We start from the raw sequence: 20596 nt of genomic DNA on the forward strand, positions 1-20596 counted from the left end.
ACGATGAGGGCGTTGGGCTATCCAGGTCGTGGAACTTTGACAGCATGGGTTCGAGAAGCGTTTCCAGAGACGAGGACTTCGATGGTCGGTCGCTCCTGGCGTCCGACCTATCCCGAGGCGTTGAAGCAAGTCGCGGTCATTGCTCTTTGCAGTGGAGAGGAAAGCGCCCAGCAAGTGGCCGAGCGGCTAGGCGTATGCCGGCCGACGTTGCACGCTTGGAAGAATGAGTTACTCGGTCATGAGGCTGCCTCATCCATGAAACGCCGCAAAGCCTATGCGCCAGCGCCCGAGCGTGAAGAACTCGAGCGACAGCTTGAAGCCCTCCAGCGCGATATCCGCCAATTGCAACTCGAACACGATCTGCTGAAGAAGGCCAATGAACTGCTAAAAAAAGGCCTGGGCGTCGATCTGCAACTCCTGAGTAATCGGGAGAAGACACAGCTGGTTGACGCCCTCAAAGATACCTATCGATTGTCAGAACTGCTTTTGCAGCTGGGGATTGCGCGAAGCTCGTACTTCTACCATCGCACCCGAGTGAACTTGGAAGACAAGTACGTCACCATCCGTCGCAACCTGACGGAAATATTCGAAAGCAACCATCGCTGCTACGGCTATCGCAGACTGCAGGCGTTGCTTGCCAGGCAGAGTGTGACAATATCGGAAAAGGTTGTGCAGCGATTGATGAAACAAGAGCGTTTGGTCGTAGTCAGACCACGGCGACGGCGTTTTGGCTCGTACCTGGGAGAAATCAGTCCTGCGCCCGAGAACCTGATCAACCGCGATTTCCGTGCGAAAACACCGAACGAGAAATGGCTCACGGACATCACTGAATTCCAAATTCCCGCCGGCAAAGTGTATCTGTCGCCGATCATAGATTGCTTCGATGGCATGGTGATCAGTTGGTCAATTGGAACACAATCCGATGCGAGGCTGGTCAATAGCATGTTGGACGCCGCCATCGAGACAGTTACCGACGGCGAACGCGGGACAATCGTCCATTCTGACCGTGGAGCCCACTATCGCTGGCCGGGTTGGCTTACCCGGATCAGCGATGCGAAGATGGTTCGTTCAATGTCCCGCAAGGGCTGTTCGCAGGATAATGCCGCGTGCGAGGGCTTCTTCGGTCGATTGAAAACGGAACTCTTCTATCCCCGAGACTGGAAGACMGTCACGATCGAACAGTTTGTCCACGAGGTTGATGCCTACATCCAATGGTACAATGAGAAGCGCATCAAATTATCACTGGGGTCGCTCAGCCCGATTGAGTATCGAAGAAGTCTCGGCCTTAACGTATAACTCAGTCCAAGTTTTTATCCGCACCCCCAGGTGTTCGATTTTCGTCGCAAAGCTCCCATATGATGACAGGAAGCCAAAGGGAGATCGGATTATGTCGAACAAAAACACCTTTTTTGCTGCGCGTCCCGTCATCCGCAGTCTGGCGGCGGTGGCTCTGGTTGCGCCGGTTCTGGCCACATCCGGAGCAGTGGCGCAGGAAAGTGGCCGCTATCGTCTCGAACAGACCGAAACCGGCTATGTGCGTCTCGATACCAAGACCGGCGCGATTTCTGTTTGCACTGAACAGTCGCAGGGCCAGATGATCTGCAAGATGGCGACGGAAGATCGCGAGGCTTATGAAAACGATCTGGCGGATTTGCAGGATCGCGTGAAGGTGCTGGAAGACCGGCTGGCTGCCATCGATCAGAAGGGCAGCGGCAACACGGCATCTAGCCTGCCGAGTGAGCAGGAGTTCGAACAATCCATGAGCTATATGGAGCGCTTCATGCGCCGTTTCATGGATATTGCCAAGAGTTTCGAGAGCGAGCCGGATAAGCCCGCCGAAACAACGCCGACACCGCCCGGTGGGCGAACCTGATCAGGACTGAATAGCAAAAAGGCGCCGAATGGCGCCTTTTCCGTATGTGGCTCTAGGCTGCGAAGCGCTTTGTCGCTTCGATCAGCTCATGCACGATGCCCGGCTCGGTCACGGCATGGCCGCTATCCTCGACGATCTTCAGATCAGCTTCCGGCCACAGTTTCTTAAGCTGCCATGCATTGATGAATGGCGTGCAGATATCGTAGCGACCATGCACGATCACGCCCGGAATATGCCGGATACGCTCGACATTGCGCAAAAGCTGGTCGTCGGAATCGAGGAAGCCGCGATTCTGGAAATAGTGGCATTCGATGCGCGCAAAGGCGATTGCATATTCATCCGCGCCGAAGGCATCCACGCGCGATGGGTCGGGCAGAAGCGAGATCACCGAGCCTTCCCAGCGCGCCCAGCGACGGGCGGCTTCCAGCTGCACTTTCGGGTCACGGTCCGTCAGGCGCTTGTAATAGGCGGCAATCATGTCGCCGCGCTCGGCTTCCGGAATATGGTCCTGATAGGCTTCGAAGTGATCCGGGAAAATGATGCTGGCGCCGTTGGTATACATCCAGTCGATTTCAAACCGGCGCAGCATGAAGATGCCGCGCAACACCGCTTCCGACACGCGCTCCGGGTGGGTCTGGGCATAAGCGAGGCCAAGCGTCGAACCCCAGGAGCCGCCGAACACCTGCCATTTATCAATGCCGAGATGCGCGCGGATATGCTCCATATCGGCCACGAGATCCCAGGTGGTGTTTTCGCGCAATTCGGCATGGGGGGTGGAGCGACCGCAACCGCGCTGGTCGAACAGGATGATGCGATAGCGCTCCGGATCGTGCAGGCGGCGCATGGCGGGCGTGATGCCGCCGCCGGGGCCGCCGTGAATCATGATCACCGGCTTGCCATCCGGGTTGCCGCACTGCTCAACATGGATGCGATGCAGCGGTGACACCTGCAGCATCTCTTCCTTGAAGGGTTCAATCTCGGGATAAAGCGTATTGCGCGTCATGAAATGCCTTCTGGTTCCCGCCCTCTGCTCACGTGTCTGGCGGGGCCTGTGTTTTTAATTGCCGGCGCAACCCTACCACACAATGCGGCCACATGGCGGCAATGAGAAATGCGAAAACACGTTAGCAACGTGATTTTTGGTTGCTCAGGATAAAAATAGGCATAAAAACTTGATTGGTCGCATTGGATGCACCGCACGGGGAGGAACCACTTGAAATTGGCGCGCGAGGCACATGCACTTTATCATCGCTGACGATCACCCGCTTTTCCGCGGCGCATTGAGACAGGTTCTCTCGGGACAATCCGAAAACGTGGAGATTGTCGAAGTTGGCGATTTCGATGCTGTCAGGAAACTGGTTGCCGAACGCGACGATATAGACCTTCTGTTGCTCGATCTGACGATGCCCGGCGGCGCAGGTCTTTCAGGGCTGGTCGCGCTGAAGGCGCTGCAACCGGCCCTGCCGGTGGTGATCGTATCGGCCACGGATGACGCCGCCACCATCCATCATGCGGTGGAACTGGGCGCATCGGGCTTCATTTCCAAATCGGCCAGCATGGAAACCATCGGCGAAGCGGTTCGCGCCGTGCTGGCTGGCGATATCTGGACGCCGGAAGGGATCGATCTCGATCACCCGAAAGACCCGGAAATCGAAGGGCTGATTGCGCGCCTGCGCACGCTGACGCCGCAGCAGACCCGTGTGCTGACCATGCTTGCCGAAGGTCTCCTCAACAAGCAGATCGCCTATGAGCTGAGCGTGTCGGAAGCGACCGTCAAGGCGCATGTTTCGGCTGTGTTGCAGAAGCTTGGAGTCGATAGCCGCACGCAGGCCGTCATTCTGCTGTCGCGCATCGGCAATGATGTAATCAGCAGCTGATCCAGTTTTACTGCGCAGCCGTCTGTGACGAGCTGCTATCCTGTCGCGCATGATAGAAGTGCGACAGCAGCGAGCGCAGTGCTGCCGGACGAAGCGGCTTGTTCAACAGGGTAATATTCTCTTCCTCGGCGCGCTGGCGCACTTCCTTGGATCGGTCGGCGGTCAGCAATATGGCCGGTATTTCCGTTTTGAAATGCTCACGCGTGTAGCCGATCATGTCGATCCCGTTTTCATGGATCAGGTGATAATCCGCAACGATCACATCCGGCGCGGTGCTGCGATTGGCGCAGAAAGCTCTCAACGCAGCCCCGCTGCGCAGCGTCGTCACGTTGCAGCCCCAGCCGGAAAGCAGCGTTTCCATGCCGGATAGAATATCGGCATCATTGTCGATGCACAGTACATCGAGCCCGGTCAGTTCCAGCGCGCGTGCATGGCCGCGACGGCTCCTGGTTTCCGCCACCGGAACCGGCTCGTTTGAGACGGGAATGCGCAAGGTGAAAGTGGTGCCTTTGCCCTGAACCGAGCGCACCGACAGCGGAAATGCCAGCAGCCGGGCAATGCGGTCAACAATGGACAGGCCAAGCCCCAGCCCTTCCGCCTCACGCATGCCTTCATCAAGGCGGGTGAATTCACGGAAAACGAGCTTGAGCTTGTGTTGCGGAATACCGATACCGGTGTCGAGCACCTGCAACTCCACAAAAGCGCCGCGCCGCCGGACGCCAAGCAGCATGCCGCCGCTGCGGCTATATTTGATCGAATTGGAAACAAGGTTCTGGATCAGGCGGCGCAGCATGTTGCGGTCGGTTTTCACAACGATGCTCGACGGCACCACGCGCAGTTTCAGCGCCTTTTTGCGTGCCAGCGGCGTGAAATCAGTTGCGATCTGGGTCAGCAATTTGTCCAGTCGGAACACCGAGACTTCCGGCTTCAGCGCTCCCGTATCGAGGCGCGAAATATCCAGCACCATGCCCAGAATGGCCTCGACCGCTTCCAGCGAGGAATCGATGTTGCGGGCAAATTCGCTGGTTTCAGAACGCCCCAGTTTTTCCGACAGCGCGGTGGAATAGAGGCGGGCGGCATTGAGCGGTTGCAGAATGTCGTGGCCAGCGGCAGCGAGAAAGCGCGTCTTGCCGAGATTGGCCTCTTCGGCGGCAGCCTGCGCACGCGCCAGCTCCTGGTTCACATGCGTCAGCTCCGCTGTGCGGTCGGCCACACGCTGTTCCAGCATTTCGGCGGCTTTCTGGCGCATCAGGTCCGCTTCGACAGCGGCGGTGATGTCGGTATAGGTCGCGACGATGCCGCCATCCGGCATTGGATTGGACTGGATTTCCAGGGTCTTGTCGGTGGATTTCATCTTCATGCGCAACGGCTTGCGGCTGGCCGTCAGCGAATGAATGACATTGGCGCGCATATTGAAGGCTATGTCTTCGCGACGGGTCAGATGCTCGACGATTTCCGAAACCGGTATGCCGACCTGCATCACCTCGTCGGGCAGGTTGAGCAGGGTGCGGAACTGGCGGTTCCAGAAGGCCAGCCGGAAATCCTTGTCGAACACCGTGATGCCCTGTTCCATCTGGTCGAGCGCGATCTGCAGCAGATCGCGGTTTTGTTGCAGTGCGGCGGAAGCGTCGTCAAGAAGCTGGCGCGCATCTCGCCCGGAAGCATCGTTGCGTTGCAAAAGCAGCGACAGAACAAGCCGCGCCGACGTGGTGCCGACCGCCGTGCCGAGCAATTGTTCGGCATAGCGGATCAGAGGCGTGTCCACCGTCATGCCCGGATCGAGCCTGCGCTGTTCGTGGCCTTCGAACCGCAGGAAGGCGCGCTCGACACGCTCGGAGCCGAGATAGCGCGCCATGGTGGCTTTCAGTTCGGCGACAGTGACTGTGGTGCGGAAGCGCTTCAGGGTTGGCGCGGCGATGGAATAGCGCGGCAGGAAGATGCTGGCCTGAATGCGCTCCAGCGGCGTTGAGGCACGCGACAGCGAACCGAGAACATAGAACAGCGTATTGGCGGCAAGGCTCCAGATCACGCCATTGGTCAGCGGCAGCGCATCGGTGCCGAACAGCGCTTCGGGGCGCAGCGCCGTGAAGCCGAGAAAACCGTCGCGCAAGATGGCGGCGTCTTCAGGCGCCATGGTTGGCAGCAGCAGCGTATAGGCCCAGACGAGGAAGCCCGCCGAGAGGCCAAGCATCGCGCCGCGCCCGTTGGCATTGCGCCAGAACAGGCCGCCGATGAAGGCCGGCGCAAATTGCGCAATAGCAGCAAAGGACACGAAACCGATCGAGGCGAGATGGATGTTGTTGGAGGTGAAACGATAATAGGCGAAGGCAAGCGCCAGAATGGCGATGATCGTCACGCGCCGGGTGTTCAGGATGACCTTGGTGAAGTCAGGCTGTTCGGCGGGATGGCGCTTGGCCATGCTGCGGATGAAAAGCGGCAGCACGAGATGGTTGGAAATCATGATCGAAAGCGCCACGCAGGCGACGATCACCATGGCGGTTGCAGCGGACAATCCGCCGAGGAAGGCAATAAGCGCCATCCAGTGCGCTTCGGCGGCAAGCGGTAGGGCCAGCACGTAAAGGTCGCCGCTGACCGTGTTGCCGAGCGTCATCACGCCGATCAATGCAATCGGAAAGACGAAGATATTGATCAGCACCAGATAGACCGGGAACAGCCAGGATGCGGTGCGCAACTCCTTGTCGCTGCGGCTTTCAACAACCGTGACGTGGAACTGGCGCGGCAGCATGATGATGGCCGCAGCACTGAGAGCCGTCTGGATGATCCAGGTGCCGATGGAGGTCTGGTAGTGGAAGGCCTTCAGCGCATCCGTGGATTGGGAAACCTGGCTGATGAGCTGCGAGGGCGAGCCGAACAGAAAGAAGGTGCAGGCGAGACCGACCGTCAGAAATGCACAGAGCTTGATGACGGATTCCACCGCAATGGCGAGGATCAGCCCGTTCTGGTGTTCGGTCGCATCGGTATGGCGCGTGCCAAACAGGATCGCGAAGACGGCCAGCACCGCAGCGACGGCCAGTGAAATATCGCCGAAGATGAAGGCCGGCGGGGCGAGGGTGCGGCCATAATGGTCCATCACCAGCCCGACGCTGCCCGCAACCGCTTTCAGCTGCAAGGCGATATAGGGGATCGACCCAACCGCGGCGATGCAGGTGGCAAGTGACGCCACGCCGAAACTCTTGCCGTAACGGGCGGCCAGAAAATCGGCGATGGAGGTGATGCGCTCCGCCTTGGCCAGTCGCACGATATGGCGCAGCAGCCGGTTACCGAGCGTGAAAACCAGAATGGGGCCGATATAGATGCCGAGAAACTCCAGTCCGCGCTGTGCGGACAGGCCGACCGAGCCGAAAAAGGTCCAGGACGTGCAATAGACCGCGAGGCTCAGCGCATAGACATAGGGACGCGGCGCACTGTTCCAGCGCGACGATCTGCGGTCACCGATACTGGCGACAGCAAAGAGAAGCAGCAGGTACAAGAAGGCAGCGCCGATGATTCCCCAGCCTTGCATAGGCGGTTTTATTCCTCTCCCAGGTCTTCAAGTCTGTTTGACGCAAGCACTTTCACGCCATGCACGCAAGAATATTGATGGAAAACCGGATGTTTTACCGGCGGATACACGTGTTTATCTTTTCTTTGAAGATTTTCGAATACAAACTGCGAGCACATCCTGAAAAGTGTGAAACGGTTTTCGGATGGGATGTGCGTGAAAACAAATATTTGGAGCGGCAAGCTGATTCAATCGGATCGAAATGCGCTCTGAGAGTGTGTCGGGATATGTGCGGTTTCGCAAAGATTGTGGAATCGTGCCTCTCTCGACAATTGAATGCAGTATAGTTTGATAGAACGGTTCTTCGAGCCTCCCCCAGTCAGGAGCAGTTCTATCGTTCACCGTCAGAGCTATCTGACGCCAGATTAATTCGACGAGCGCACCGCAACAACGACGGCCCGGTTATGCAGTCGCACTCGTGAGGGAGACAGGCTAATGTTGAAAGAATTCAGGGAATTCGCTCTCAAGGGCAATATGGTCGATCTGGCCATCGGTGTGATCATTGGCGGCGCTTTCGGTGGCCTCGTCAATTCCATCGTCAACGATATCATCATGCCGATCATCGGTCTGATTACCGGCGGTATCGACTTCTCGAACATGTTTATCCAGCTTGCCGGTGAGCCGAAGAGCACCTTGGCCGCCGCTCGTGAAGCCGGTGCGACCGTTGCTTATGGTAACTTCGTCACCCTGCTGATCAATTTCCTGATCATCGCCTGGGTTCTGTTCCTCGTCGTCAAGGGCATGAACCGCATGAAGAAGAAGGAAGAAGCAAAGCCTGAGCCGGAAGCCCCGCGCGAGGAAGTGCTGCTGACGGAAATCCGTGATCTGCTTTCCAAGAAGGCCTGATCGGGATTTTTTCTTTCGGGATGCAAAGCGGAGCCTGCAAAGGCTCCGTTTTCTTTTGGGCATTCATCAATACCGATGATCGGATCATCACAAAATGCCGAGTGATTTTGTGATCGGGTCTTGCTAAGGCCGATATACACATACCAAGCAGCGCAGGATCATTATGACACTTTTAGCCAGTCTCCGCCGCGAAGCAGCGCAAGCGCCAGAAAGCGGCATTGTCGCCGTTGCCAATCATGGCCGAGGCCGCGAGGGTCTCATTCCGTTGTGGGTTGGCGAGGGCGATCTGCCGACGCCGGATTTCATTCGCGATGCGGCACAGAAGAGCATCACCGACGGCGAGACCTTCTATACCTGGCAGGCCGGTATTCCCGAACTGCGCGAGGCGTTGGCCCGTTATCATGCGCGTCATTTCCCGCTGCCCCTGAAGCAGGAGAATTTCTATGTCACCGGTTCCGGCATGCATGCCATCGAAATGGCGCTGACGGCGACAGTCGGTGCGGACGAGGAAGCGATCTATCTGTCCCCGGCCTGGCCGAATTTCGTCGGCGCGGCTGGTCTCGCAGGTGCAGTGCCCGTTGCGGTCGAACTGGAATTCGGCGCGAATGGCTGGGTGCTCGACCCGGAGAAAATCGCTGCCGCCATCACGCCGCGCACGCGCGCGCTGTTCATCAATACGCCGTCCAACCCGACCGGATGGACCGCTGATCGCGAGACGCTGCGTTTCATCCTCGAACTCGCGCGCAAGCACGGGCTCTGGATCATCGCCGACGAGATCTATACGCATTTCTATTATGGCGGCGGCCATGCCCCGTCCTTCATGGAAATCATGGAGCCTGACGACCGCATCATCTTCGTCAATTCCTTCTCGAAGAATTGGGCCATGACGGGCTGGCGCGTGGGTTGGATGACCGTGCATCCTTCCGTCGGTCCTGTGATCGAAAACATGATCCAGTATTCCAATTCCGGCGTGGCGCCGTTCCTGCAGCGCGGTGCAGTGGCGGCGCTCGATCAGGGCGAACCGTTTATTGCCATGCAGGTGGAGCGCGCCCGCGCCACCCGCGACAGGCTGTGTTCGGCCTTGCAGGCAACCGGCAAGGTGCGCCTCACGCCGCCGCAAGGCGCATTTTATTTGTTCTTCGGCGTTGAAGGCGTGACGGATTCCGTCAAGGCGGCCATCGATATGATCGACCGGGCCAATGTGGGCCTCGCACCGGGCAGCGCCTTCGGACAAGGCGGAGAGGCGTTCTTCCGCCTTTGCTTCGGTCGTGCGCCGCATCAGATCGACGAGGCCGCAGCGCGGCTGGTGAAGTGGATCGAGCAGCTTTAATCTAAAATAAAAGGCCGGTGAAAACCGGCCTTTTTTCATTCAGCACTTTGCGAAGCGCTTAGCCGCCCGCCTTGGAAACCATCAGCGGCACAACGCGCTCAGAACTGGCTGCCTGCGGGGCATCGTTTTCGGCAAAGGGAATGCCAAGCGCGTTCCAGACTTCCAGCAACGCATCCTTCAACCCGTCGATCAGCGCATCGTCATGCAGCGGCGACGGCGTGATGCGCAGGCGTTCGGTGCCGCGTGGCACGGTCGGATAGTTGATTGGCTGGATATAGATGCCATGCACATCGAGCAGCCGGTCGCTGGCCTTCTTGCAAAGCTCGGGATCGCCGACCAGTACGGGCACGATATGCGTGTCCGAAGGCATGACGGGCAGGCCCGCTGCCGAAAGCACGTCCTTGGCCTGCTGCGCCTGACGCTGCTGGCCATTACGTTCGACCTGCGATGCCTTGAGATGGCGGATCGAAGCAGTTGCAGCCGCTGCTACCGATGGCGGCAGGGCGGTCGTGAAGATGAAGCCCGGCGCATAGGAGCGAACAGCGTCGATAATGGCGCGTGAGCCCGTGATATAGCCGCCCAGCGCACCGAACGCCTTGGCAAGCGTGCCTTCGATAATGTCGATGCGGTGCGCCAGACCATCGCGGTCCGTGATGCCGCCGCCGCGCGTGCCGTACATGCCGACGGCATGAACTTCATCGATATAGGTCATGGCATTATACTTGTCGGCCAGATCGGCAATCTTTTCGATTGGCGCAATATCGCCATCCATCGAATAGACGGATTCGAACACGATCAGTTTGGCGCGCGCCGGATCGGCGGCCTTCAAAAGCTGTTCCAGATGCTCGACGTCGTTGTGGCGGAAAATCTTCTTCTCCGCGCCCGAGCGGCGCACGCCTTCGATCATCGAGGCGTGGTTCAGCTCGTCGGACAGGATCAGGCAGTTTGGCAACAGGCGCGCAATGGTCGAGATCGAGGCTTCGTTGGAAATGAAACCGGAGGTGAAAACCAGACCGGCTTCCTTGCCGTGCAGATCGGCCAGTTCGGCTTCCAGCTCAACCAGCGGATGGTTGTTGCCGGAAATGTTGCGCGTGCCGCCAGCGCCGGAACCCGCATTGCTTGCGGTGTCGCACATGGCCTTGATCACGTCGGGATGGTGACCCATGCCGAGATAGTCATTGGAACACCAGACGGTGATTTCACGGGCCGTGCCGTTGTTCCGCCAGATCGCGCGGGGGAAACGTCCGACGATGCGTTCAAGATCGGCGAAAACGCGGTAACGCTTCTCGGCGTGCAACTGATCAATCGCTTCTTCGAAAAACCGGCGATAATCCATCATGCGCTCCTTAGAGGGCCGCGCGTCCTTCCGGGCGCACAAAACTCGCTCTAACTATTTGATTCGACGCACCGTGTTTCCGAAAAATCGCTCCCGATTTTTAGGCCGATGCGCTTGTCTTTGCCTTAACTAGCGCTTTTGGCCTTTGTCGTCCATGGCGCGGTTGCGGGCAATTTGCCACGTTTTATTGAAGCAGCATTGATCGAGATCAAGCAAATGCAGCCAAAAGAGCAAGGATGGCAGATATCGGTGTTCACGCATTCTTGTCGTGACATAACACAGCGTGATTCGTGCGGGCATAGATTTGCCAGCAAAAAACACCAATATGTCGCTGATTAGTTCCCCGTGAAAGACAGCCCACTTATGAAGTCCGCTTTGCCGCCCATGCACTATCCAGCGTCAAACGAGTTGGATTGGGCCGCCTATTGGCGCGCCTCGTCGGCACAGCAGTTCAAGTTGCGCTGGCGTCATGCGCGGCTGTCTGTTCCCAAAAGACGCAGCAAGGCCAATCTGATTGCGTCGTCTGGAAGTTTTGCGGCTTTGCTGCCGGACGATCTGCCGCTGATCTGCGTGGTGCGCAATGCCGCCGCTTATCTGAATTCGTTCCTGCGTTATTATCGTGCGCTGGGTGTCACGCGTTTCATCGTGGTGGATGACAAGTCGGATGACGGGACGGCTGAGATTCTCGCCAATGCCGCCGATGTCGATCTGTTCGTTTCCGATGTTCGCTATGCGGAGGCCAATCGCGGGCGGGCCTGGCGCGATGCGATATTCAATATTTACGGCCGCCGCCGCTGGTATTTTTCGGTGGATGCCGACGAGTTCTTCGTCTTTCCACGCATGGAACAGCGCAGCCTGCGCGACTTCATTCAGGAACTGGAAGCGAGCGGAATCCGGCGCTGTCTGGCGCCGATGATCGACATGTATCCCGCCGGTCTGCTGCGCGACGGCGTATTTGTTGATGACGGAACGCAATATCCGTTTGAAGTGTCGTCACATTTCGATGGCGATGGTTACACGGTGCAGCAGGAGCGCTTCGGCGTCGCCGTGCGCGGCGGTCCGCGCCAGCGCCTTTTTGGACGCAGCATGCGCCTGTCCAAGTTTCCGTTGATCTGGGTCGACCATAAGACCGACTACCGCCGGGGCAGTATTCACGGGCCGGGCCCTTGCTTCCGCAACTATTTGCCTGTCACCGGCGCGCTGCTGCACTACCGGTTTTCGTCGCGCTCGGTTGAAGAGTTCCAGCGGATTGCGTCGGAAGGAAGCCACGCAGGCGGATCGGAGCATTACAAAGCTATCGTCGGAAGCGGCCGGTTTTCCGACGACCTGTCGCTGGTCTATTCCGGCTCCGTTCAATATACGGGACCGGAATGTCTGGTCGAACGCGGCTTTATGGTGGATTTGCAGAAGCGGTTAGCTAATCATCCTGCGATGAAAGCTTCGGTTTGATTGCTAATCTGAGTTTGATCATGGGATTGGCTTCGCTTTGACAGAATCTAAATTCAATGATCGCGATCACCTTGGTTACGGACGCTGGCGAGCGTGATTGTTCGCCATAACGCGCGAACGCCTCTTTTTATTATAGTGCGATTGTGAACGGCGAGATGTGAACCAGCCCAGCGCAAGGGCTGAGTGACACGCCAAGACGAGCTGGATCTAAGCGAATTTAACTCGCCTTGGGCTGCTGCAAGCGCCGCCTGCAGATTTAACACCTTGCTTTCGGTCTCATTGCGCAAGGCGGTTTCCTGCGTAAGCGCATTTTGCAAAGCCGCCGCCGTGTTTTCAAGGCGCCCCATTTCAACATGAGGAATTCTCAGGACATTGGACAATTGTCCCCGCGTCACATTGGTCTTGCGTTCGCGACTGACGGGCCACTGATGCTTGTCCGTTTGGAACAGGTCCATGTCTATACCGTGCGCTGGGAGACCAGTGACGGAAAGAGCATAGTTGAGCGATAATTGGTCTCTTCGTGAATAGCGAAGTATCTGTTCGTACCATAGGCGCATTGCTTCGCGTAGGTGGGCGGTGTGTCGGCGCGCCATAAAATTGGTCGCGTATGGCTTTTCTTCCAGTACGGCAGGACGTACTGCTGCATAGGTGATCATCTGTTCGTAAATGCGTGATGGATCGTCGTAGCCAGCGGCGTCGACGGCGTCGAATTCGCCTGCGACGCTCTCGCGATAACCATGCAACGGAAGTGTAAAATCCGCATCGGCGAGCCACTCATCAAGAATAGACTCAGGCGTTGCGCGAAGAACTATGGAATTGTCGATCCATAAGGACTCATCATATTCGCCCAATATGTCCGGTCCCATAACCTTCAGATACCGAGCGCTGCGAATAGTGTCCCTCGGGAATCTTGGTTCAATCAACCGAATTTCCCAACTTTCGCTGACAAGAGCCGGGTCATCTGTGAAGCAGATGAAATCGATTTTGCTGCTGTCTGCGACGGGTTGTTCGTTGAGAAGTTCATATGCACCAATGAGTGCCGTGTACACCACACGTCTCGGAGCCGTCTCCGTTGAATTTGGGTGATCAAGTTTGTGCGTCTGGAGTCCGCCGTTATCGGCTGGCATCTGAAACAGTACTGTATCGTTGATGATCGTATCGGAACTAACCAAGAGAGCATCTTGTAAATATAGTGAAAGGTCAGAAATTTGATGTTCCAGGCGGCTGGGGTTAGCACCGTCTAGTTTGACGATTTTCTCCGAATGCTTTTCCAGAACATAGAGTGAATAATCTTTTGCAAGTTTCGATATTTCTGTGGGGCGCATATGTAGAATTTCGAGTACGACTGCCCAATTTGCGGCTTGCTCGAAGAGCTTCTTTGCACCTGCCAGCACGGAAAACTCGTGGCCCTCGACATCAATTTTGATGCAGATATTCGTTGGCTGGATATCCAGAAATTCATGATCCAGCGTAGTTACGGCGACGGAAATATCGGAATGCCTATGATTATGACCAAAAACCGTCTCGTCTGTCTCTTTCGGTAGACCGGAAGTTCCAGACCAGTCTTCATCGACCACAAAAATGGTCGATTCCTTAACAGCCTCGGCGACAGCCCGTTCGATGAGTCGGACGGGTGTTCCACTCTCGGATAGCGTCTTCCTCAAATAAGGAAGTATGCGTGGGTTCGGTTCAAATGCAACGATTTCTGCTTTAACGGGTAAATCAGCTGAAACCAGCATCTCCCCATAATTGCACCCGACATCAACCACGTAGTCCCACGGACACAGCTTCAACGCGACATTCCAAAGGGCCAAAGAATACGGGGCCAATGTCCCATCGGAACCCGCAAGTTGTTCACCGCGCTTATCGGTGGGATCAAAGTAAATCCGTTTCCCAGATCTATTGATAATGCTTTGGTCGATTTGCATCGGTGAATTACCTAAATTGTTGTCACTGCGATTCTGTAAATTCCGATTGTCTAAATTAGACATTACGCAGTTAGATCGGGCACGAATCAGTAGGGCGGACTCACATTTTATGAGCCCAACGCAGACTAAGAATATCTAAAGCTAACCCAGCAGGCACTTCCGCAGGAACTGTAGCCATATATCATTACGCCGGATCGTCAGGCGCGGGATGCCGAATGGATCGTCTGTTGGTTTTGCGCGGCGTCTTTCCGTCGTGGTCGCATATTTATAGCCTGCCTGCTCGACGATCTTGCGCGTTCTGTCATTTTCGCCGCCATAGGGATAGGCGAAGGAGATCACTTCCTGCCCGAGCATATCCTCGATCTTTTCGCGGGATTGCCGGATCTGCACTTGCGCCTCTGCATCGCTGGCCTCACGCAGATTGATATGGTCGAGCGTGTGGGAACCCACCTCGTGACCGAGCGCGGCCCATTCCCGCATTTCGGTGGCGCTCATGCAATTGGCCCGCGCCACGCCGATTTTCTGATCCCAGAGGTTGAAGCCGCCGATCTGGTTGGCGACGAAGTAGTTCGTGGCGGTGAAGCCATGCTCCTGCAAGACAGGCAGTGCGTTACGGAACACATTTTCAAAGCCGTCATCGAAGGTGATGACCGCGACTTTGCCCTTTCTGCCGCCATAGATGTAGGGCAGCGCATCCTTGAACGACAATCCCTGGTAACCGAGGCGTTTCAGCCAGGTCATCTGGCTGCGAAAGCGGTCGGGATGCACGGTCATGCTGCGAAAAGGCGCCTTGTGCCGGGGCGGAACATCAATCTGGTGATAAAGAAGAATTGGAACTGACAAGGCAATCCTCACGAGAATATTCCAGCAAAGCTGCGCGGTTTCGCGGGTCGCGACATGCGCAAGACAAATAGCTAGGGCAGTTCTATTTCAAAGGAAACCGCTTTATCCTTTAAGAGAGCGGGATTTGATTTTCCAGCGATAGAGCGGACGCAGGATTTCCCGCTTCAGCTTATCAGGCAGTGAACGGGATTTCTGGATAGTGCTGCCACCTAATCGCACTGACACTTCGCGTACGCCACCGGGCAGGACGGAAAGCGGCTTCAGCCCCGTCACCCAGTTCATCTGCGCCGTGGTGTCCACCGGCCGGTCAAACGTCTCGGTCGCGGCCAGCAGCCGTCTTGCAGCCTCGCGCCCGACAAGCTGGGCGACCATGCCAAGGCCAACCGGTACAGGCAGGATAACACGGACGCCATCGATATTCAGCACTTCCCGGCCCGTTTCCCGTTCGCGGAAGGGGAAGCGGATGAAACTGTCATGGTCGACGAGTTGCAAAGCAGCTTGAAAAGCCGCTGCAAATTCCGGCGTCAGCTCGACATCGTCTTCCAGCACGAAACCAGCGTCGATCTTCTGATCGACAATGGCTTGCCATGCCTTGCGATGCGACAGAAAGCAGGCAATCTCATTGGTGCTGAGGGGGAAGGGGTAGTGCGGCTTGTGCACCGAGCGACGATAGACGCGCTGGATGGTGTCTTCATCAAGCACGCGCCCGTCAATGGCGTCGATCACTTCCGCCCGCATTGGCAGGCTTTCAATGAGCTGCGCCACCTGCGGCTGACGATCGCTCGCCCGCTTCAGATGGATGATGAAAGCCTTGACGGCCCTCTTCGGGCCGTCTTCCAATGCCACAGAACCGGCCCTCTTTGGGCCGTCTGGTTTTTGCTGCGCAGCAGGCTGTTGTGATCCGCCTTGCGCTGGAGATTCATGACGCGTTTCGTTCATGGCATCTATGTAGCGTGGAGCCGGTTAAAAAGCTGTAGGATTTTCGCGCGATCAAGGCTGGCGATCAGATCGGCTTCCAGCCCGGTTCAACAATGTCTGCCTCGGCGCGCCAGAGATCGGCATAATCGACATTCTGCCAGTCCTTGAACCACGGACCACCGCTCGTGTAATGCACGACTTTCGGCAGGCCGTGTTCCGGCTTTTCGTTCCAGCCTTCAAGCCAGTTATATTCGGTCGGCAATGCGCCGATTTCATCGTCGGCAGCCCATTGCATGCGATGCAGGAAAGCGCCCGTTTCGCGGTTGACGAGTTCCGGCGTCAGCTGGCGCGTCGAAGGATGTTCGCAGTTGAACAACATGCAGGACGACCAGTTCTTGCGCGGATAGGTGGTCTGCACCTTGCCGTCCATCTTGACGCTGTCTTTCGGCTGATAGTCGTGCTGAACGCAATAAACCGCCTTGGACGGGTCGTTATAGGCCTGCAATCCGGCAATATCGCCGAGAAACAGGAAGTCGCAATCGCAGAACAGCGCCCAGCCCTTATAGCCCGCAAGCCACGGGGTGAAGAAGCGAGAATAGGTGAATTCCGTGGAGGCCAGCGGATCGATGTCGCGCGTATAAACGCCCTGATCAACCAGATCCTGCAGCTTGATCGGTACAATCTCGAGCGGAATGGAAGAATGCTTCAGCGCCGAGGCCTTGGCGACTTCATAAGCGATCGGTTCGCGGGAATCCCAGCCAATAAAAATGCGTAACGGTTCAGTCATTCAAATACTCCTTTAACGAGATCTGCTGCCAAGACCCGAGCTAATCGGGTTATTCGATGATACTGATGCGTCCGGAGGCAACTTTCTTTTCGACCCAGCCGCGTTCGTCGCCCCATGTGTGTCGCTTCCAGCCTTCCCAGGTGAAACCACACAGCTTCACGTCCCAGCTTTCGGCTGGGCATTCGCCCAGCATGTGCCAGATGCCGAAAAAGCCGGTGCTCGGAAACACCTTGCTCAAGTTCTCTTCGCCGACACCCAGTTCCTTGCAGCCGTCAATGTAGAACTGCGGTGGCATGAGGCGGATTTCCTTGCCAGCGCCGCCCACGACCTCGATGGTCTCGACGGTCCAGTCGGAACGCCGTCCCTTGAGGCGCGAGAGAATGTTCGGCTTGGGGTGGTAAAGGCGCATGATGCTCGGGTGATAAGCGAGCATCACTTCCTTCGCGGCCTTGAATGTCGGGGTCTGCACAAAGCCCGGATCGCGCAGGCGGCGCTGCATCGGTTTGCTGGAGGTCGCCAGTATCAGAAGGTCGGTCCGGGAGCCGCTCATGCCGATAGACTGCTTGGGCTCGTTGAAACGAACCACGAAATCCGCCGCATCGACCTCGCGCGACAGGTCGCGGGGGAGGGGAGCGTTACCGACTATAATGAGCGTTTTTTTCATTCTTACCGGCTTGCATCGACTTTAGAAGGCACTCGACCTCCCGTCTAACCGGAAAAGTTTCACTTTAAAAGAGTAACCTAAATTAGAAGAAAAATTATTTGAGCTAAATTTGTAGGATTTCGCCAATCACATTGCAGCCATGCAGTAACTGCACTTCTCAAAGAAGCGGGAAAAGCGGAAGCTCAATTTTGGGAGGAAGATAAAAACAAGGGGAATATCGCCATGAGCCTTCCAATCAATCTTCGTACCCAATTCAATCGCTGGATGCAGTATTGCGAAAACCTGCGTGAGCTTGAAAGCTGCAGCGACCGCGAACTGAGCGATCTCGGCCTCAGCCGCAACGACATTCGCCGTGTGGCGCGCGAAGCTGCCTACGCAGCCGCCTGATCATGCCGACAGAAGGAGCCGCACGCGTTCGGCTCTATACCGGACGCGCGCTCCAATCGCGATTGATTAAGTCAGCCGTTAAACATCTCCGGGCTTCTTGAAGCGGACGTGAATATCGTCGCCCGCAAGGTCGAAGCCGGCATAGTTGCGCTGGAAGGCGATCAAGGCGTCATTGACGCCCTTGGAATAGTCGTCGTCCTGCACTTCGATATGATGCCGGTAAAGGATCCTGTCGCCTTTGTAGAATATAACCTGACCGTCCATCATAGCCTCCTTCTTAGTTGATAAGGGTCAAGACGGAACGCCGCCGGATGGCGCGTAGCGTAGGCGTCTATTTGAGATAGGCGCTGCTTCGCGCGCTTCAAGGTTTTTTTGAAGTTCCACTACTAGCAAGTGTGAGCCAAGCTCGCGCCGCATGGGACAGAAACGCGCCTTTGCGCCAGATCAGAGCCATGTTCCAGTTCATGTCCGCATCGGTGATTCTCTGAATGCGGACGCCGGAATGATGGCGTTGCTCGGCGATCATCAGGGGCAAAAAGCCGACGCCCATGCCCGCCGCCACCAGTTCGACGATGAAATCGATCTGACTGGAGCGGACCGCGACATTCGGGGCAAAGCCATGCTGCTGGCAGGCATCGAGGATAATATGATTGAGTGCGAAGCCGCTTTCAAAAAGAATGAAGGGCAAGCCTGCGATCTGGTCCAGCGTGACGCCGTCGCCGGAAGCCGCCTCATGGGTCGCTGGGAGCAGGGCCACGACAGGTTCGCAACGCACGTCCTGCCACTCGAAACTGTCTTCGACCGGCAGAAGCGATGCGGCAAGCTCGACATCACCCGCCAGCAGAAGCTCTTCCAGACGGCGGCTGCCATGCTCGACCAGCTGAATGTCGATATCCGGGTAAAGTTTGGTATAGGCGGCGAAGACCGGCGCGAACAACATGCTGGAGCCGATGGGCGGCAGTCCGAGACGCAGGAGGCCGCGTTTCAGGCCGCGCAATTCACCAAGCTCCGCCAGCAGATCGTCTTTCTCGGCCAGCATGGCCAGGGCGCGGCGATAAACGATATCGCCCGCCGCAGTCAGGCGCGGCGGGGTGGCGTCGCGGTCGAGCAGGGCAAGGCCCAGCTCTTCCTCCAGCTGCTTCACCGCTTTGCTGACCGTGGACTGGGTCGCGTGAATAGCTCTGGCCGCAGCGGAAAACCCGCCCTGGCGCACCACCTCCACAAATGCCTGAAAGCTCCTCAAGTTCATGAGCTATTCTATATCGGAATAGCTGCAATGAAATCAATTCATTTCTAGAATAAGCCAAGACAGCCTATATTGATCCTCAACAACAGACCGAATGCAAACGGGCAACGGCCCGGGAAGAAGCCCATGAACGCCTCCAGAAATGCTCATACTCTTGCTGTCCGCTTCCGCTATGCGCTGCACCACAGCCGCATGATGCAGATTGCGACGCTGGTCGGCTTCTGGCTGGCAGGTGAAGCCTTCGTGCGCGCGGTCGGTCTGCCCCTGCCGGGTGGTATCATCGGCATGGGACTGGTGCTGGCGCTGCTGTTGAGCGGTCGCGTCAGCCTGTTCAGCATGAAGCGTGGCGCGGAATGGTTTCTCGCCGAGATGCTGCTGTTCTTCGTGCCTGCGGTTCTGGCGATCCTTGAGCACCGCGAACTGATCGGCGTGCTCGGTCTCAAGATCATGGCTGTCATCCTGCTTGGCACGCTGACGGTGATGAGCGTCACCGCATTGACGGTAGACCTCTGCTATCGCTGGAGCCTTCGTTATGCTGCCAAGTAACCCCTTCGTGGCAACGCTGTTCTGGTCAGCGGCCACGATCCTGCTTTATCTTGCGGCAAAGCGCGTTTATCGCCGCTTTCCCATGTGGTGGCTGACGCCTTTGGCCGTCACGCCGCTTCTGCTGATGGGGTTGGTCGTTGCGCTCAACGAAAATTATCGCGGCTATTTCGGCGCCACGCATTGGCTGGTGGCGCTACTCGGCCCTGCAACGGTTGCCTTCGCAATTCCCATCTATCAGCAGCGCGCGACGATCCGCCGGTACTGGCCGGTTCTGCTGGCTGGTGTGCTGGTTGGCAGTTCGTCGGCCATGGCTTCGGCCTGGGGATTGGCGCATCTGCTCGGTCTCAACGAGGCGATCAGCCTCAGCCTGATGCCGCGTTCGATGAGCACGCCTTTTGCGATGACTGTTTCGGGTGATATTGGCGGCACGCCGGACCTGACCGCCATCTTCGTGGTGCTGACCGGCGTTTTCGGTGCGGCGCTCGGTGAAATGATGCTCAACTGGCTGCCGCTGCGTTCGACGCTGGCGCGCGGCGCACTGTTCGGCATGGGCGCGCATGGCGCTGGCGTGGCGAAGGCCCACCAGATCGGCAGCGAGGAAGGTTCCATCGCCGGTCTCGTCATGGTGCTGGTTGGACTGGTGAATGTGCTGGCTGCGCCACTGATCGCGCAATTCCTGTAAGTTTCTGTTATATCAAGATAAAACAACCTGAACAGGCGCCCGTTTTGCGGGCGCCTGTGCAATTTTGGCGACTGCCTGTTTCTTGAGCATTGTCGAATTTGCATAACTGACATGCATTATTAACCGTTGTTGAAAAATGAGCCACCGGTTAGAACTTGGACATCGAGTTCACTCCTCCTCCCAGAACTCGATACCGGAATACGGCACTCCTCCTCCCAGCCGTATTCGAAGATCAGGCCGCGCATCCTCCTCCCGCGCGGCCTTTTTCTTTTTCTGAACCTCCCCAGACAAGCACTGTTCCCGTACCGCCGCTTTGACCGTA

The 20596-nt window shown here is 57.1% G+C and carries 19 protein-coding genes; 9 read left to right on the forward strand and 10 right to left on the reverse strand.

Going from position 1 to position 20596, the window contains the following annotated elements:
* Both ACTJKP_RS07030 and ACTJKP_RS07035 read left to right on the forward strand, forming a co-directional pair.
* The coding region (locus ACTJKP_RS07030; RefSeq protein WP_440630145.1) for an IS3 family transposase at positions 1-1296 on the forward strand (1296 nt) is incomplete at its 5' end.
* A 91-nt stretch (positions 1297-1387) separates the two neighbouring features.
* On the forward strand, positions 1388-1873 hold the full coding sequence (locus tag ACTJKP_RS07035; protein WP_440630146.1) for a hypothetical protein: 486 nt from the start codon (positions 1388-1390) through the stop codon (positions 1871-1873).
* A 52-nt stretch (positions 1874-1925) separates the two neighbouring features.
* On the opposite strand, the gene pip is transcribed toward ACTJKP_RS07035, so the two are convergent.
* Positions 1926-2876, reverse strand: a complete 951-nt coding sequence (pip, locus tag ACTJKP_RS07040) for a prolyl aminopeptidase (RefSeq protein ID WP_078337920.1) — start codon at positions 2874-2876, stop codon at positions 1926-1928.
* Between the two features lie 232 nt (positions 2877-3108).
* On the opposite strand from pip, the gene ACTJKP_RS07045 reads away from it, so the two are divergent.
* Positions 3109-3750 carry a response regulator gene (locus tag ACTJKP_RS07045; RefSeq protein ID WP_182519314.1) on the forward strand — a complete coding sequence of 214 codons (642 nt, stop codon included), beginning with the start codon at positions 3109-3111 and terminating at the stop codon, positions 3748-3750.
* Positions 3751-3757: 7 nt separating this feature from the next.
* On the opposite strand, the gene ACTJKP_RS07050 is transcribed toward ACTJKP_RS07045, so the two are convergent.
* Entirely contained in the window at positions 3758-7273 is a 3516-nt protein-coding gene (locus ACTJKP_RS07050; protein WP_440630147.1) for a PAS domain-containing hybrid sensor histidine kinase/response regulator, read from the reverse strand.
* A gap of 474 nt (positions 7274-7747) precedes the next feature.
* On the opposite strand from ACTJKP_RS07050, the gene mscL reads away from it, so the two are divergent.
* Positions 7748-8158, forward strand: coding sequence for a large conductance mechanosensitive channel protein MscL (gene mscL / locus ACTJKP_RS07055; RefSeq protein WP_440630148.1), 411 nt, complete (start codon positions 7748-7750; stop codon positions 8156-8158).
* Between the two features lie 163 nt (positions 8159-8321).
* Positions 8322-9488 carry a pyridoxal phosphate-dependent aminotransferase gene (locus tag ACTJKP_RS07060; RefSeq protein WP_440630149.1) on the forward strand — a complete coding sequence of 389 codons (1167 nt, stop codon included), beginning with the start codon at positions 8322-8324 and terminating at the stop codon, positions 9486-9488.
* 58 nt (positions 9489-9546) lie between these two features.
* Here ACTJKP_RS07060 and hemA read toward each other — a convergent pair whose 3' ends face one another.
* Positions 9547-10824, reverse strand: coding sequence for a 5-aminolevulinate synthase (hemA, locus tag ACTJKP_RS07065; RefSeq protein WP_440630315.1), 1278 nt, complete (start codon positions 10822-10824; stop codon positions 9547-9549).
* Between the two features lie 363 nt (positions 10825-11187).
* Between hemA and ACTJKP_RS07070 the strand changes: the two genes are divergently transcribed.
* Positions 11188-12273 (forward strand): glycosyltransferase family 2 protein, encoded by a 1086-nt coding sequence (locus tag ACTJKP_RS07070; RefSeq protein WP_440630150.1) that lies wholly within the window; start codon positions 11188-11190, stop codon positions 12271-12273.
* 53 nt (positions 12274-12326) lie between these two features.
* Here the strand turns inward: ACTJKP_RS07070 and ACTJKP_RS07075 are convergent, their stop codons facing one another.
* From ACTJKP_RS07075 to ACTJKP_RS07095, 5 genes are all read right to left on the reverse strand, one after another.
* Entirely contained in the window at positions 12327-14201 is a 1875-nt protein-coding gene (locus ACTJKP_RS07075) for an FkbM family methyltransferase (protein ID WP_440630151.1), read from the reverse strand.
* 141 nt (positions 14202-14342) lie between these two features.
* Complete coding sequence (locus tag ACTJKP_RS07080) at positions 14343-15044, reverse strand: polysaccharide deacetylase family protein (protein WP_440630152.1); 702 nt, start codon at positions 15042-15044, stop codon at positions 14343-14345.
* A gap of 102 nt (positions 15045-15146) precedes the next feature.
* Positions 15147-15983 (reverse strand): glycosyltransferase family 25 protein, encoded by an 837-nt coding sequence (locus ACTJKP_RS07085; protein WP_078337930.1) that lies wholly within the window; start codon positions 15981-15983, stop codon positions 15147-15149.
* 64 nt (positions 15984-16047) lie between these two features.
* A complete protein-coding gene (locus ACTJKP_RS07090; protein WP_078337931.1) occupies positions 16048-16749 on the reverse strand; it encodes a glycosyltransferase in 702 nt (233 codons plus the stop codon).
* Between the two features lie 49 nt (positions 16750-16798).
* On the reverse strand, positions 16799-17413 hold the full coding sequence (locus ACTJKP_RS07095) for a hypothetical protein (protein WP_440630153.1): 615 nt from the start codon (positions 17411-17413) through the stop codon (positions 16799-16801).
* A gap of 222 nt (positions 17414-17635) precedes the next feature.
* Between ACTJKP_RS07095 and ACTJKP_RS07100 the strand changes: the two genes are divergently transcribed.
* Positions 17636-17800, forward strand: coding sequence for a DUF1127 domain-containing protein (locus tag ACTJKP_RS07100; protein WP_210261360.1), 165 nt, complete (start codon positions 17636-17638; stop codon positions 17798-17800).
* 78 nt (positions 17801-17878) lie between these two features.
* Here the strand turns inward: ACTJKP_RS07100 and ACTJKP_RS07105 are convergent, their stop codons facing one another.
* Entirely contained in the window at positions 17879-18064 is a 186-nt protein-coding gene (locus ACTJKP_RS07105) for a hypothetical protein (RefSeq protein WP_078337933.1), read from the reverse strand.
* A 97-nt stretch (positions 18065-18161) separates the two neighbouring features.
* Positions 18162-19049: a LysR family transcriptional regulator gene (locus tag ACTJKP_RS07110; protein WP_440630154.1), complete on the reverse strand. Its 888-nt coding sequence runs from the start codon at positions 19047-19049 to the stop codon at positions 18162-18164.
* A gap of 123 nt (positions 19050-19172) precedes the next feature.
* Between ACTJKP_RS07110 and ACTJKP_RS07115 the strand changes: the two genes are divergently transcribed.
* Together ACTJKP_RS07115 and ACTJKP_RS07120 are read left to right on the forward strand one after the other, a co-directional pair.
* Positions 19173-19592, forward strand: coding sequence for a CidA/LrgA family protein (locus tag ACTJKP_RS07115; RefSeq protein WP_078337935.1), 420 nt, complete (start codon positions 19173-19175; stop codon positions 19590-19592).
* Positions 19579-20274 carry an LrgB family protein gene (locus tag ACTJKP_RS07120; protein ID WP_078337936.1) on the forward strand — a complete coding sequence of 232 codons (696 nt, stop codon included), beginning with the start codon at positions 19579-19581 and terminating at the stop codon, positions 20272-20274. The genes ACTJKP_RS07115 and ACTJKP_RS07120 overlap by 14 nt, the downstream gene beginning before the upstream one ends.
* The last annotated feature ends 322 nt before the right edge of the window (positions 20275-20596 follow it).

This window comes from Brucella sp. 22210, from assembly GCF_052045675.1.
In the GTDB taxonomy this organism is placed as follows: Bacteria; Pseudomonadota; Alphaproteobacteria; order Rhizobiales; family Rhizobiaceae; genus Brucella.

Excerpts from the sequence above, each read along its gene's own strand:
- ACTJKP_RS07035 (WP_440630146.1), top strand. The coding sequence starts at position 1,388 with ATGTCGAACAAAAACACCTTTTTTGCTGCGCGTCCCGTCATCCGCAGT.
- pip (WP_078337920.1), bottom strand. The coding sequence starts at position 2,876 with ATGACGCGCAATACGCTTTATCCCGAGATTGAACCCTTCAAGGAAGAG.
- ACTJKP_RS07045 (WP_182519314.1), top strand. The coding sequence starts at position 3,109 with ATGCACTTTATCATCGCTGACGATCACCCGCTTTTCCGCGGCGCATTG.
- ACTJKP_RS07050 (WP_440630147.1), bottom strand. The coding sequence starts at position 7,273 with ATGCAAGGCTGGGGAATCATCGGCGCTGCCTTCTTGTACCTGCTGCTT.
- mscL (WP_440630148.1), top strand. The coding sequence starts at position 7,748 with ATGTTGAAAGAATTCAGGGAATTCGCTCTCAAGGGCAATATGGTCGAT.
- ACTJKP_RS07060 (WP_440630149.1), top strand. The coding sequence starts at position 8,322 with ATGACACTTTTAGCCAGTCTCCGCCGCGAAGCAGCGCAAGCGCCAGAA.
- hemA (WP_440630315.1), bottom strand. The coding sequence starts at position 10,824 with ATGGATTATCGCCGGTTTTTCGAAGAAGCGATTGATCAGTTGCACGCC.
- ACTJKP_RS07070 (WP_440630150.1), top strand. The coding sequence starts at position 11,188 with ATGAAGTCCGCTTTGCCGCCCATGCACTATCCAGCGTCAAACGAGTTG.
- ACTJKP_RS07075 (WP_440630151.1), bottom strand. The coding sequence starts at position 14,201 with ATGCAAATCGACCAAAGCATTATCAATAGATCTGGGAAACGGATTTAC.
- ACTJKP_RS07085 (WP_078337930.1), bottom strand. The coding sequence starts at position 15,983 with ATGAACGAAACGCGTCATGAATCTCCAGCGCAAGGCGGATCACAACAG.
- ACTJKP_RS07090 (WP_078337931.1), bottom strand. The coding sequence starts at position 16,749 with ATGACTGAACCGTTACGCATTTTTATTGGCTGGGATTCCCGCGAACCG.
- ACTJKP_RS07095 (WP_440630153.1), bottom strand. The coding sequence starts at position 17,413 with ATGAAAAAAACGCTCATTATAGTCGGTAACGCTCCCCTCCCCCGCGAC.
- ACTJKP_RS07100 (WP_210261360.1), top strand. The coding sequence starts at position 17,636 with ATGAGCCTTCCAATCAATCTTCGTACCCAATTCAATCGCTGGATGCAG.
- ACTJKP_RS07105 (WP_078337933.1), bottom strand. The coding sequence starts at position 18,064 with ATGGACGGTCAGGTTATATTCTACAAAGGCGACAGGATCCTTTACCGG.
- ACTJKP_RS07110 (WP_440630154.1), bottom strand. The coding sequence starts at position 19,049 with ATGAACTTGAGGAGCTTTCAGGCATTTGTGGAGGTGGTGCGCCAGGGC.
- ACTJKP_RS07115 (WP_078337935.1), top strand. The coding sequence starts at position 19,173 with ATGAACGCCTCCAGAAATGCTCATACTCTTGCTGTCCGCTTCCGCTAT.
- ACTJKP_RS07120 (WP_078337936.1), top strand. The coding sequence starts at position 19,579 with ATGCTGCCAAGTAACCCCTTCGTGGCAACGCTGTTCTGGTCAGCGGCC.